This window comes from Planktothrix serta PCC 8927 (assembly GCF_900010725.2).
Taxonomy (GTDB): Bacteria; Cyanobacteriota; Cyanobacteriia; order Cyanobacteriales; family Microcoleaceae; genus Planktothrix; species Planktothrix serta.
This window is the reverse complement of record NZ_LR734883.1, coordinates 93,643-107,789: the sequence shown is the minus strand read 5'-3', so window position 1 is coordinate 107,789 and position 14,147 is coordinate 93,643. Positions and strand designations below refer to the sequence as shown.

The 14,147-nt window shown below is 38.2% G+C and carries 10 protein-coding genes; 6 read left to right on the top strand and 4 right to left on the bottom strand.

The window, feature by feature from the left end:
* Together PL8927_RS24490 and PL8927_RS24485 are read right to left on the bottom strand one after the other, a co-directional pair.
* Nucleotides 1-789: a calcium-binding protein gene (locus PL8927_RS24490; protein WP_083626072.1), complete on the bottom strand. Its 789-nt coding sequence runs from the start codon at nt 787-789 to the stop codon at nt 1-3.
* Between the two features lie 256 nt (nt 790-1,045).
* Nucleotides 1,046-2,248, bottom strand: coding sequence for an RNA-guided endonuclease InsQ/TnpB family protein (locus PL8927_RS24485; RefSeq protein ID WP_083626071.1), 1,203 nt, complete (start codon nt 2,246-2,248; stop codon nt 1,046-1,048).
* A gap of 223 nt (nt 2,249-2,471) precedes the next feature.
* Here PL8927_RS24485 and PL8927_RS24480 point away from each other — a divergent pair, with 223 nt between their 5' ends.
* The 4 genes from PL8927_RS24480 to PL8927_RS24465 all read left to right on the top strand — a co-directional run bounded on the left by PL8927_RS24480 (nt 2,472) and on the right by PL8927_RS24465 (nt 5,846).
* Nucleotides 2,472-3,887 carry a DICT sensory domain-containing protein gene (locus PL8927_RS24480; RefSeq protein WP_083626070.1) on the top strand — a complete coding sequence of 472 codons (1,416 nt, stop codon included), beginning with the start codon at nt 2,472-2,474 and terminating at the stop codon, nt 3,885-3,887.
* Nucleotides 3,888-3,913: 26 nt separating this feature from the next.
* Nucleotides 3,914-4,522 (top strand): pentapeptide repeat-containing protein, encoded by a 609-nt coding sequence (locus PL8927_RS24475; RefSeq protein ID WP_407947431.1) that lies wholly within the window; start codon nt 3,914-3,916, stop codon nt 4,520-4,522.
* 69 nt (nt 4,523-4,591) lie between these two features.
* Complete coding sequence (locus PL8927_RS24470; RefSeq protein WP_083626068.1) at nt 4,592-4,822, top strand: addiction module protein; 231 nt, start codon at nt 4,592-4,594, stop codon at nt 4,820-4,822.
* A gap of 265 nt (nt 4,823-5,087) precedes the next feature.
* Nucleotides 5,088-5,846, top strand: coding sequence for an LmeA family phospholipid-binding protein (locus PL8927_RS24465; protein WP_083626067.1), 759 nt, complete (start codon nt 5,088-5,090; stop codon nt 5,844-5,846).
* Between the two features lie 229 nt (nt 5,847-6,075).
* Here the strand turns inward: PL8927_RS24465 and psb35 are convergent, their stop codons facing one another.
* Complete coding sequence (psb35, locus tag PL8927_RS28160; protein ID WP_197047546.1) at nt 6,076-6,246, bottom strand: photosystem II assembly protein Psb35; 171 nt, start codon at nt 6,244-6,246, stop codon at nt 6,076-6,078.
* Nucleotides 6,247-6,620: 374 nt separating this feature from the next.
* On the opposite strand from psb35, the gene PL8927_RS24460 reads away from it, so the two are divergent.
* A complete protein-coding gene (locus PL8927_RS24460) occupies nt 6,621-9,488 on the top strand; it encodes a glycerol-3-phosphate acyltransferase (protein ID WP_083626066.1) in 2,868 nt (955 codons plus the stop codon).
* Between the two features lie 22 nt (nt 9,489-9,510).
* Here PL8927_RS24460 and PL8927_RS24455 read toward each other — a convergent pair whose 3' ends face one another.
* Nucleotides 9,511-10,419: a hypothetical protein gene (locus tag PL8927_RS24455; protein WP_083626065.1), complete on the bottom strand. Its 909-nt coding sequence runs from the start codon at nt 10,417-10,419 to the stop codon at nt 9,511-9,513.
* A 153-nt stretch (nt 10,420-10,572) separates the two neighbouring features.
* Between PL8927_RS24455 and PL8927_RS29045 the strand changes: the two genes are divergently transcribed.
* Nucleotides 10,573-14,127, top strand: a complete 3,555-nt coding sequence (locus PL8927_RS29045; protein ID WP_083626064.1) for a WD40 repeat domain-containing protein — start codon at nt 10,573-10,575, stop codon at nt 14,125-14,127.
* Nucleotides 14,128-14,147: the final 20 nt, after the last annotated feature.

The window sequence follows — 14,147 nt, the reverse complement described above, 5'->3', positions numbered from 1 at the left end:
CTAACCTAAAGAAGTGGGGAAAAATAGGAAGGAAGAGGTTAATAATTGTTGCGGTTGAATATTTTCCAAAAACCCAATAATTTGACCTGTGGCTTCAACTTCAATTAAGGTTCCCCCGCCGAGATTACGCTCAATACTGGGAAATAATCCTCTTACTGCTTCCGGGGTAATTGAAATTAAACTCAATTGAGCAAAGGAAGGAACCCCACTGACGACAACCACATCTTCTCCAGGGGTAAAATCTGTAATCACATCCGCATTATCGGGAATAAAATCCGATAGTGAACCCGTATTTTCCGAAGGAATAGAACGAACTGCAAAGTGATCAAATCCAAATCCTCCTGTTAACTGATTTACGCCTTTATCCCCAGCGAGAGAATCATTTCCGGCTGAACCTAGAAGGGTATCATTTCCCTGTCCTCCATAAACAGAATCATCTCCATTTCCCCCATTAATATAATCTGCATCTAAATTTCCTTGGATAATATCATTCCCATTTAAACCGATTAAACTATCATTTCCTTTCCCCCCAAATAAACTATCATCTCCTGCACCTCCAGATAGGGTATCTTGATCTTCTAAACCATAAATTATAAACTCAAAGGGAGCCAAAAAAGGAGAAACTTCAATATAATCAGGGCCAGTTGTCCCAATATATTCACCGTTCCTATTGACATCTTCATTCGTAATTGTGATGATATTAACTCCTACTAAGGAAGTTGTACTATCTGTGGCCATTCCTACAGGTTGACGGGTAGATGGGGATGAAAAATTGGGTTGCGTCGTCATAGATTAAATCTCCATTAAACATTAAGGTTAAAGTAATCAATCCGTTGAAAAAGTACAAATTATCCTACTATAAACTCAGTAAATTCGAGAAACTTTTAATAAATTAATCGCTTGCCAAATATATTCCGGCGGCCCCTCTTCCTGTTTTTTCTCTTGTTAAGTAAGATTAAGGCAAAATTAAACAGAAAACGCGGAGGGGTTCAAAAGCTGTAATATCCTTCATGGATTGATCCTATCGTGAACTACCTACACCGCCCTAATCGGTTCGGTGCAGGATCAGCGAATTCACAGACCGATGCCCTTTCACCTTGCGGTTATCTGGTCTTACACAGCCTCCATCGGCAAAGACGGGGTTCCCTCCGCCTTCAGTTAATATTCTGATTCCTTCATTCCTGATGTTAAGTGCAGCGTTTATGTCGCGGTCATGGTGAGTATGGCAATTTGGACAAGCCCATCCTCTAATATCCAGAGATAATTCATCTAGGACATAACCGCAACTCGAACAAGTTTTGGAACTAGGAAAAAAGCGATCAATTTCTACAAGTTCACTATTTTTTTGCTTCAACTTGTAATCAATAAAGTTGACAAATTTTCCCCATCCCACATCAGATATAGCTTTTGATAGCTTCCGGTTTTTAACCATTCCCTTGACGTTGAGGTTTTCAACGACAATCACTTGACTTTCGTTTACCAATTTTCTTGATAATTTATGCAAGAAATCTTGGCGGGAATTGGCGATTTTCTCATGAACCTTAGCTACAGTTTTTCTAAACTTCTCTCTCGAAAAACTACCTTGAGTTTTTTGAGAGAGTTTTTTCTGTTTTCGAGCTAAATTTTTCTGGTGACGATATAAATGTTTGGGGTTAGCATATTTAGTTGCATTTTCTCCATTATGAGTAATTACGAAATCTTTTAACCCCAGATCAATTCCAATAATCTGATCTCCCGACTGTTTAACATCAGTTCCTTCAACTTCACATAAAATTGAAGCAAAATATTTATCAGTCGAAGTTTTTGAGATTGTTACCGTTTTAATCTTCCCCGTAACTTCTCGGTGAAATACCGCTTTGATTTCACCAATTTTAGGAATTTTTAGGTGTTCACCGTTAACAGTAACACTTTGGGGATACTGAATTGATTGCTTGTGATGTTTAGATTTAAAATTGGGAAATTTAGCTCGTCCCTCAAAAAAATTTTTGTAGGCTCTATCTAAGTTTATAGCTACACATTGAAGAACCGATGAGTAGCAATCTTCTTTGAGCCAAGGATATTCTTTCTTGAGTTGAGGGAGCATTCCTTTATAAGATGTTAATTTTAAACTTTTGCCAGTTTCTTGATAGTGCTGAATACAGGTATTTAAGGCATAATTCCAATACCACCTTGCACAACCAAATGATTTAGCTAATGCTAATTCCTGTTCGGGTGTTGGATAGAGCCTGACTTTTGTTGCCTTCAGCACTTTGAATCACCTCCTTTTTTTAATGATCACCAATTATTGAACATTCTAGTCCCTGACCGCAATTCATCCCACGACCTCATCGGGTCAGTCGTGGGGCACGCATGCGGAAGAAGCTAAATTCTGGGCGATCTCGACCATAAAATGAAAATTTTTAGCTGTTTACTCCTATAATTCTGTCCATAGCAGTTAAGATTTAAGGAATAGTCGGGACTCGCGCTTGCCAATGAATCCAGAATCCACGCTCAATCAGCTTAAAGCCTCCCTTTCTGATGGTCAACTGCCTTCTAGTTATGGTGTCTACTTCAAGAATACGCTAGTGGCGTTGTGTCATGCACTTGAAGATCACATTTTGCAAAATAGTGAGGCGACACCAGATCAACAACCTCTAGTGTTAGTAACATTTCAGGAGGGAAAATGGTATCTTCAAGAAGCCGAGCGCTATTTTGATATCGTTCAATCTTGTCGCCATGTTGTGATTAGTGCCGTTGCGGATAGTGGATTTACAACCCATCGCACCGGACAATTAGAGAATGTTTCTTTAATTAATTTAGACCGTTCTGATAGTTTGGTAATGGAGTGGAATTTAATTATCCTGGCTCCGAGTTATACGACAATGGTATTGTGTCATGAATTGATGCTGGATGAATATCCTGCCAATAGCAAACCAACAATTGATACAGAACGCAAATTTTATGGATTATGGACATTTGATCAAAAGTTAGTTCGGGAATCTGCTAGGATTTTGATTGAGCGTTTTCGACCCTATAATTCTGAATTAGCAGATCGTTTATCGCAACAATATCAAGAAATTATAGCGACACCGTATCATCAAGTTCCTGATTTAACTGGGGTTGTTTCTCGGATTGTGAGTTATTTACAATCTTCTCAACAAGAATTAATTACAGTCAATCGTCAAACCCGTGAATTGTGGAAATTAGAAGGGCAAGCTAAACGAGTCAGCCGTAATATTAGTGCGAATAAATTACAAGCGTTTTTAAGAATGGCGCAACGGGTCGATGAACGGGATCACGATAACCCCTGTGCCTCCTTACAAGTGGCGGCTTTATCTGAAACTATTGGACAAATTTTAGATTTGCCTACGGTAACGTTAAGACGGTTACAATTAGCGGGATTATTACATCGAATTGGGTTAACATCTGCACCCGATGAAGTGTTTACCCAACCTCCAGAAGAAATGGATGATGCGACTCAAAAGTTTTGGTCAGAACGGGCTTTAATTGGATCAAGATTATTAGAATCTATGCCAGAATTAGGAATCATTCGGGATGTAGTCGCTCATCAGTTAGAATATTGGGATGGCAGTGGTAAACCCGATGGAGAAAAAGGGGAAGAAATTAATATGAAAGCCCGAATTTTAGGGCTAGTTGTCTATTTTCAAGACTTAACTCAACCCAGAGGAAAACGTCCGGCTTTAAGTTCAACAGAGGCCTTAGAAAAATGTCAGGAGTTAAGTGGAATACGGTTTGATCCGACCTTAGTTGAAGCCTTAAAAACCGTTGTAAAATTAGCAGAAATGGGGTTAATGCAGTTACCCCAACAACCGAGTCAATTACCCAATGTCTGGCTAGAAGAAGAGTTAAGTTCTAAATCCAAACTGTCAAAAGAATCCAAAGTTTAATCTTGAAATCATCCCTCATGAACACTATGACTCAATCCCCATCTCTGGACTTAAATGCCATTAGGCGAGGAACGATTAAAGACCTGAGTAATGTTAATTTATCCGGCGTGGATTTATCCGGCGCTAATTTGGCTCAGGTGAATTTATCGGGCGCTAATTTATCGGGCGCTAATTTATCGGGTGCTAATTTACAAGGAGCACAACTCCGAGCTAATTTAAGAGGAGCCGATTTATCGGGGGCTAATTTACAAGGCGCCGACTTCAGAAATGCTGATTTACGAGGAGCAATTCTATTCGATGCTGAGGTGACAGAAGCAAGTTTTACAGGGGCATTTTTAACAGGCGCCACCTGTGGAAATTTAGATTTGAGTGGAATTGATTTAAGGGGGGCTGATTTACGCGGGGTGAATTTATCCCACGGCATTTTATATCAAGCGGATTTAAGAAATACTAATTTATCGGGGGCTGATTTATCTCAAGCCGATTTAGAAGAAGCTAATTTATCCGGTGCTGTCCTGCGAGGAACTAATTTAGAACGGGCTAATTTACTCTGCGCTATTGTTGAACAAACATTATTTTTAGGTGTGGTTTTAGATGGTGCTTGTATTCAAGGAACAGCGTTAACAAAGGGTTGACGGTTTCTAGTTTAAGTGGGTCTAAAATCTGTTAGATTATGATTATAATTAAGCAGTTGGCGAGGTGCTATGCGGTCAATTGAACAACTGACAGAAGAACTTTTATCTCTCCCTAGCGCCTCAAGAGCGCTTTTGGCAGAAAAACTCGCAGAAAGTTTAGAATTTGATACCGATCCAAAGATTCAAGCAGCTTGGATATCTGAGGCCCATAAACGACGGAACGAAATCCAAAGCGGTGCTGTGCAAGCAATTCCAGGGGATGAAGCCTTAGCTCAAGTGAGGATGTTGCTTGACCCATGAAGTATGTCTTTCATCCTCGCTGGGCTATATTTGACAAAAATGTTCGGCGATGTTTGACGCGCAAATTTCCCTATAGCATCCTCTATACCATCGAGCCAGACTACTTGAATATATTGACAATAGCTTGATTAGCGAATTTGGCACACCTACTTGGCGTCAATGAAGGACTTGACCCTGGTAGCGATTATTTGTGCGATAAGCATTACTAATTTTTACAAAACTTTATAAAAAGTTATAATGAGTAGGTCGGCTAGCGAGCATAGGAATGGTACAGGCTTTGTTTGGAAGCACTTCTTTTCAGACTCAAAGTGGCGATCGCCTCGTCAGCAAGGTTGTTGGGGCTGCGATCGCGGCTTTATTCAAGCGTTCTGAAAAAATTGAAGCCAACGTTCGGGCGGAACCTGTAGCCAAGCTATTGCAGGGAAGCGTCGATGGTTTTGATTTCATCGGAAACGGGATGCTGATGTACAATGGCCTCCGCATTGCAGTCATGGAACTCTATCTGCAAGCGGTGTCTATTGATTTCAGCGCCATTTTTACAGGTCAAGTGAAGTTACGACAACCCACTCAAGCGAGTTTGCGGGTTGTGTTAACAGAGGAAGACTTAACGGACTCTTTTAACACACCGTTTGTGGTCGAAAAACTTCAGCGCCTTCAATATCAGGGAGAGCCCTTAACGTTCACAAAAACCCTGATGACCGTTACTCCTGAAAAAGCCTTGAGAATTCAATCAGGAATTCTAGTTGGAAATTCAGAGGAACCCATCCAAGTTGATTTTACAACTCAGGTGGAGGTGCAAGACCGTCAAAAAATCCGATTTGTCGATGTTCAATATAGCGGAAATCAGGAGGAAATTAACCTGAGTCAAGCCCTAGTAAACCATGTTAATGATTTATTAGATCTGGACAAATTTGCCTTAGATGGAACTCAATTGCGGGTTGATCGACTGCGAATTCAAAACAATTCCGTGATCTTTTATGGGTCAGCCCAAATTAACCAATTTCCGAAAGGGAAAAAAAGCTAAACCGTTGTTTATTAACCGTTAAAAATTCTATCGCTGGAGGAGAGTTGTTAAAGACCATAGCTTTTGGTTTAAAGTCGGGAAAAGCAACTGTTCTTCCCGACTTTCATCTTGAAAGTATTGTCTGAAACTTGACAAGATCAATCCAAATTCATCTGGTATCTAGCTCGAAAATAACCTCTAGGAATCAAGGGAATTGAAACCCCAGAAGATCTACAGACCCCTTTCGCCTTTAGTTCTTCTCATCCTCTTGATTCACTTTAGGAATATAATCCGGTCTTTCTTTATCTTCCCAACCGGGAGGACGCTTGGAATTATACCAAGCAATTGATCCAATACCAACCGCCGCAATAAATCCAACAACAAGCACTGCAATTGGAATCCAGAGGGTATTACTCGCCATAATGCCAATTTTTCCTGAATTGAATGATACGTTAACGATTATCTCATTTTTGGTTAATGAAAAGCTAAAGGTTGTGCGGATCACTCCTAATCAAATATTATCAGAACTTGGGGAAGAATCGAGGTTAGCATTAAAAATAACGTAAACCCCAGCAGTAATTAAAATATTATCATTCACCGGATGGGGTAGCGATCGCACTTTTTAACCCGCCATTGATTACAATAAAACGGAGTAATCCTAAAATCCCCATCTGTAACAAATCTCTGGATGTTTTCTGGGTTAGTTGGTGATCAGGAACATGGGGTTTAATTTAAAAACAAGGTGACACCCGATCTAATTCTTTAAATCTTGAGCATTAGAGGAGAATATTTCTCATGTCTTTTTGGGCGATTATATTACTATTAATCGGTAGCTTTAGTTTAGGAGCATTACCCCTAACAGGTTGGGTTGTCCAACTTCTATTGGGGAAAAATTTATCCCAATTAGGAACAGGAAATATTAGCGTTTCCGCCGCCTTTTCCCAAGCAGGAAAACTAGCGGGAATTATTGCTGTTGTCCTAGAAATAGCACGGGGGATAATTCCGGTAATTGCTGCTAAGATTTTATTCCCTAATGCTCCAATTTGGCAAATATTTAGTTTAATTTTATTAGTCGCAGGGCGATATTTTATTGCTAAAGGAGGAGGCGTTACGAATGCGACTTGGGGCATATTAGTGTATTCTCCAATTATTGCCCTCAGTAGCGGAATTACAGGATTATTAATCTGGCGATTCAGCTATTTATTATTGCCGATTTCTAAATCTTCCTCTCGACTTTGGGCATCTCGTTTGGGTTGTTTAAGTGCGACATTTTGGGTGTGGTTTTGGCATCAAATTTTTCAATCTCCTCCCTTCTTATCCCCTTGGGAACTGGTGGCAGTTATGGGGTTATCTTTGGAATTAGTTATAATTAATTTAGCTCAAAAAGATGATGTAGGATTGTATATGAAACAACAAATTTTCAACTTAAAAGATAACCTTGATATTCAACAATGTGGTGAAAAAGCAACCCGATTAAGTGAGTTAAAACGCGCAGGGTTTAAAGTTCCTTTAGGATGGGTTTTACCTGCAATTCACCGTTTAGAAGATACTACTATTCCTTTTAAACAACAAATTAACTTAATAAATTATCCCTTAATTGTCCGTTCTTCAGCCCTTGGAGAAGATAGTAATCATTCTTCGGCGGCGGGACAATATCAAACTATTGGCCCTATTTATTCTGCTTCAGAATTACAACCCGCAATTATTCAATGTCGTCAATCCTATTGGACTCCTGAAGCTATTTCCTATCGTCAAAATCAACAACTTCCTGATAGGGGAATTGCTGTATTAATTCAACCCTATTTAGCTAGTCAAGTTGCGGGAGTCATGTTTACTAGAAATCCCTTAGATGGAGGTTCACAAATTATTATTGAAGCATTACCCGGAGGAGCAGAATCCGTTGTTGGAGGTCAATTTACTCCCGTTCATTTAGAAATAGAAATAAACACCTTTATTGAGAATTTAGAACTTCCTAGTTTTTTGCCAAAAACCGTTATTTTAGAATTAGTTAAAATCGCCCAAGATATCGAAACCTTTTATCAAGGTATCCCCCAAGATATTGAATGGTGTTGGGATGGGGTAAAAGTGTGGATTTTGCAAAGTCGTCCCATTACTAATTTACGCCCCATTTGGACGCGGACTATTGCAGCAGAAGTCATTCCTGGGGTAATTCCGCCTTTAACTTGGTCAATTAATCGCCCCTTAACCTGTGGTGTTTGGGGAGAAATATTCACCTTAGTTTTAGGGAAAAAAGTAGCAAAATTAGACTTTAATCAAACCGCTAAATTATTCGGTTCTCACGCCTATTTTAACGCCACCTTATTAGGAGAAATCTTTACTTTAATGGGATTACCAAAACAGGGGTTAGAGTTTTTAGTCCGAGGGCAAAAAATGGGAAAACCCCCCCTGGGTAAACTTTTCCCTTCTTTACCTGGTTTATGGCGATTAATTCAACGCGAACGACATTTAGATCAAGATTTTAAACGAGATTTAGAACAGCTATTTTTACCAACATTACAACAGCTAGAAACTCATTCATCCCTGGAATTTTTTACATTAAATCAACTCTTAGAACAAGCTGAAACTATTCAAACTCTATTAAAATCAGCCACTTATTATAATATTATTGCCCCCATTGGGTTAGCCATTCGACGAACATTATTTAAAGTTTCTGATGCTTGGATACCCACCCATACTACCCCAGAAGTGGCTTCAATGCAAACCTTACAAAGTTTAGCAGATCAAATTAGAGAAACCTTTGAAGAAGCCGAAGAAATAACCCATCAATCCTTTAATCAAATTTTAGCCAAAAATCAACATTTTAGTCAACAATTTAATACTTGGTTACAAACCTATGGCTATTTAAGTGAAGTGGGAACGGATATTTCTGTCCCGAATTGGTTAGAACAACCAGAGATATTCAAAGAAATGCTATTTAAAATCCTCAAAAATCCTAACTACCGCATGGAAAATTTAACCGTTTCTAATTTAACCCTTTGGGAAAAATGGCGACAAGCTCAATGTTATCAACGCACCTTAACAAAAAGCAAAATTGCGGAAATTTACGGTAAACTATTAGCTCATTTACGATGGACAATATTAGCGATAGAATCTCAAGCTATAACCCAGGGAATATTAGAACATTCGGGAGATATTTTTTATTTAGAATGGGATGAAATTAAAGCTTGGATAGAACAGAAAATTGAGCCTGATTTTATTCCTAAAGTTCGTCAACGTCGGCAAATTTTTCAAGAAGATAGCGATCGCACGGTTCCCTCTGTTATTTATGGTAACATATTACCTAAACCTCGATCAACAACGCTTCAAAATTCGGCTATTTTGCAAGGAATTCCTGCTAGTATTGGATCGGTAGAAGGAACCGTTAAAATCTGTCGGAGTCTAACGAATATAATTGATACAACAGAAGATAAAATTCTCGTTGTTCCCTACACCGATGCTGGATGGTCGCCGATTTTATTAACAGCAAAAGCGATTATTTCTGAAGTCGGCGGACAACTTTCTCATGGTGCAATTATCGCGCGAGAATATGGCATACCTGCGGTGATGAATATTCCAGGCGCGACTACCTATTTAAAAGACGGTCAACGGGTACGAGTTGATGGCTATCTAGGAACTGTTGAAATTTTAGACAGTAAGGAATAAGAAATCACTCGTTTCTAGTTACTTAAATTGTCGCTTCAGTTATCCCCAGAAATTTTTGTGTTTGTTCAGTAATACCAAATAGTTGATCAGCGTGACAAAAGATTTCCCAAGCGCGAATTCCCATAAAACCAATTCCTGCCATCGCCAAGGGTATCGCTGCGGCACCTAAAAGCGTGGCAATGGGGGGAAAAATCATACAAATTGTTAACAGAATCGCAGTAATTACACCGCCAGCAATACCCGCTTTTGCCGTGGCGGTGGCGACATTTTGAACTAACTCTGACTGGGTAATTTTGCCTTCAACATATAACAAAGAATTCTCCAAAATCGAAAAGACTAACTCAATAACTGCTGCAACAATTGCCCCTTTAATTGTTACCCCAACGATTTCGGTAACTGCTGTTTTAAAGGCGGCATCTGCTAAAACTTTCTTTGCGACTGCTAATTCTTCAGCCGTCATATCGACACCACCACGAGCACGATTCACCTTAAAATATTCAAAAATCCCGTTATTTGCTTCGCTTCCGCCTCCATTAACGTGTGCTTGGATGTGACTCCAATCTTTATCTTGATAGAAATTACGAATAGCTTCTGGCCCTTGGGCGCGAATTTGGGCGGGTATGGATTCAAATACTTTTGCGGCTTCTTGAACACTTCGCATCCCGTCACGCACACCCGCCCTAGCAAATTTGAATTGTAACTGTGTGGGTAGGTTTTCAAACCGGATATTATGAGCGATTTTAAACGCTTCTTGAGTAACAATTACCCCAGCACCAACAATTGAACTGGGCGCTGATTCTACCCATGTCGTTACCACATTGGTACTTTCTTGAACTTTAGCAGCAATTTGGTTAGCTAAGTTTTGGGTATCGTTAACCGTTTCTTGTACCTTAGCCGTCAAAAATTCGAGGGGATTAGGGTTAATTTCCATGTTAATCTGGCTTCCCTGGTTAATGATTTAACTATTCTCACTATAGCAGAGGTAAAGCTTTTTATAAAGTGTGATATTTTTCTTAATCAAACCTTTGTTGTTTAATCTGTTTATCGGTTTAAAATGAATAGATAACCAGTAGCAGTTAAGACCATGACGGAACCCTCTAAACAGCCAGCTATCCAGAATCTTCGGGGTAAACTCACCAGTCCAGACATCCAACAACGACTTAAAGCCCTTTCAGACTGTCTGAAAGTTGATCAAGGTTTAGATTTACTGGCGCAACAAGCATTAACCGACCCTTCAGAACAGGTTAAACAATCTGCTTATTGGGTGTTGTATGGTGATCATCCTTATTTAACTGAAAATGTTAATTTGCGATCGCCTAATATTATACTTCAAGATACAATTTCCTGTGTAGCAATTAGTTCAGAGCATAAAATTATCGTCGGTGGCGGTTGGAAAACCATCAGAATTTGGAATTTAGAGACAGGAAAATTAGTTAATACAATTAACGCTCATTCCCATTGGGTTTTATCCGTTGCGATTAGTTCCAATGGTCAATATTTAGTTAGTAGTAGTATTGACAAAACTGTTAAGTTATGGAATTTAAAAACTAAAATTAATTTGCATACTTTTACAGGTCATACCAGTTGGGTTAATGCTGTTAAAATAACCCCAGATCATCAAACCTTAATTAGTGGAAGTGCAGATAAAACCATTAAAGTCTGGAGTTTAGAAAAGAAACAACTTGTCCATACCTTTAACGGTCATACCGGATGGATTTCTTGTTTAGCAATAAGTTCTGATAGTCAAGTTTTAATCAGTGGAAGCACCGATAAAACAATAAAAGTATGGGATTTGACAAACAAACAATTATTAAGAACTATTGAAGAACATTCAGATTGGATTCAAAATGTCGCCATTAGTTCTGATGATCAATCTTTAGTTACAGGGAGTCGAGATGGAACTCTTAAAATTTGGCAAAAAGATCCCAAGACTCCAGCCAAAACTGAAAATTTTAATATTCCTTTTTTAACCGATGCTTTTGCTTTCTTTTTTGGAAAGAGTAATAATGAATCCCTATTTCAATTACTTGTCAATAGTTTAAAATGTGTTAAGACTATTACAGGAAAATTTCAAACAATTACTAATTTTGATATTACTCCTAACGGTAATATTCAAGTCATAGGAACAAATAATGGCAGTATTTATATTCAAAGCCCTAATCAATACTCTAATCAATCTCGTATCAATGGTCATGCTAGATTTATTAGTTCTATTGCTGTTAGTTCTAATAGTAAATTATTTGTTAGTGGGAGTCGGGATTGGATCAAACTTTGGGATTTGCAAAAAGGAGAACCTTTATATCTCCTAGAAGGTGAGTATCCTAAGCTAAAATCATTACAAATTAACCCTGATTATAGAGAGCTATATTGTGGGGAATCTCAACAATTTAATGTTAAAGGTTTTGATCAATATAATCAACCTTTTTCCCTCGGACAAGTCACTTGGACTGCTCAAGGAGGAACGATTAAAAACGGACGATTTACAGCCGGAAATATATCAGGTTCTAACTTTAAAATTCAAGCACAGGTTAACTCAGTTAGTTGTCAAGTTTTAATAACAATTCTTGAAAAGCCTAAACTAACATCGTTAAAAATTAACCCTTCAGAAACAAGTCTATATTGTGGTAAATCTCAACAATTTAATGTTAAAGGTTTTGATCAATATAATCAGCCGATTAAAATTGATCAAATTAATTGGACAGCTACAGGAGGAACAATTAAAAATGGACTATTCCAAGCCGGAAATATATCAGGTTCTAACTTTAAAATTCAAGCACAGGTCAACTCAGTTAGTTGTCAAGTTTTAATTACAATTCTTGAAAAACCCAAACTAACATCGTTAATAATTAATCCTTCAACAACAACTTTATATTGTGGTGACTCTCAACAATTTAGTGCTAAAGGTTTTGATCAATATAATCAACCTTTTTCCATTGGAAAAGTCACTTGGACGGCTGATAATATAGAACTTCCTAATCATGGAAGATTTGTTGCGAGTCACTTTGAAGAAACAGTTACTATTACCGCAACAGTTGAAACAATTAGTCAATCTGTCCAAGTTGAAGTTATTGAATTTCCAAGATTAACCTCTTTGAGCATTTCTCCATCATTGATAGAAATGTGTCCTGGTCAAACCTATCAATTTACAGTTGAGGGTTTAGATCAAAGAGGAAATTCTATTGCAATTAAAAATGTCAATTGGACTGCAACCGGGGGCACAATTTACGACAAGGGAAATTATACCGTTGGGGATAATAGTCAAGGACAATTCACTATCACCGCTTCAATTCCGGGTCAAACAATTAGCACAACGGCTAAAATTATTGTTCCTTCTATTTTAACTAATCTGATCATTTCACCGCAGACTATTTCTGCTGAACCTAATGAACCGATAACGTTTCAAGTCATGGGTTTAGATCAGATTGGAAATTGGATTTGGGTGAATAATATTGAATGGAAATGTACCGCCGGAGGTCGAATAGACCGAGAGGGAGTTTTTAAGGGCGGTTATGACAAAAAGCAAGTTACTGTGACGGCTAAAGTTGGCTTACTTCAAGTTAGTGCAACTGTTAATATATTACCTGTTTTAAGACGGATTAAAATTTATCCCCCTCAGAATATTTTTCTTGAACCCAATGAAAATATAACTTTTAATGTCGTTGGGTTTGATCAATATGGAAATAAATTTGAAACAGGAAATATTGTCTGGGAAGCAACAGGAGGAATAATTGATCAGAAGGGAAAATTTACCGCTAAGGATAATGATAAAGGGTTATATAAAGTAACGGCTAAAGTTTCTCCATTATCTCCCTATGATATTCGCTCAAAAATATTAGCCTTGGGCATTTATACAAAATTAATATCTCGGAGTATTTACTGGACAGAACGGTTATCTTCTGTGAGTGATAAAATTCGGAGTGTATTATTTCCTAATTCTGCGGAAACAGAGATTCAAGAGGAATCTGAAACAACTAATAATATCTCCCCCGCTTCTGAGCAAAATTCCTCTTCAGAACTATCTAATTTTGAAATTGATTTGCAAGCTTGGTTGATTAAACAAGCGATTAAAATAACTATTCGTTTATTAAATTGGGTGGGTGACTCTTGTATTAATTTTGCTCAAATTAGTGATTCTGTTAATATCCAGGTTATTCCTGTTTTAAGAAAGTTAAGAATTCAGCCAGAACAAGTGGAAATTAAATCTGATCAACATTTTCAATTTGAAGTTACTGGATTTGATCAGCAGGGAGATTTTATCGAACCTAATTATATTGAATGGGATGCAACAGGGGGAACAATTAATCAGAATGGTGATTTTGTTCCTTCAGCATCCTCTAATGGAAGTTATGAAATTTATGCTACAGCTATCCCAGAGAATATTAGCGATTTAGCTGAAATTAAAATTGTTCGGGTGACTCAAAAGCCAGATGTTTATATTACATCAGATTTTAGCAATAGAAATCCGGGTCAACCCTCTGTCATAGTTAAAGTGATTAAAACGGTCGGTTTGGATAATTCCAAAAATAATCCTAACCCCGAACAAACATCACGTCCAACACCGAGTCCGACTCCACGTCCAACACCACGTCCGACTCCAACTCCGACCCCNGGGGATGGAATCGGAGTTCTAACGGTTTGAGGTGGGGGGGATAGAGGAGA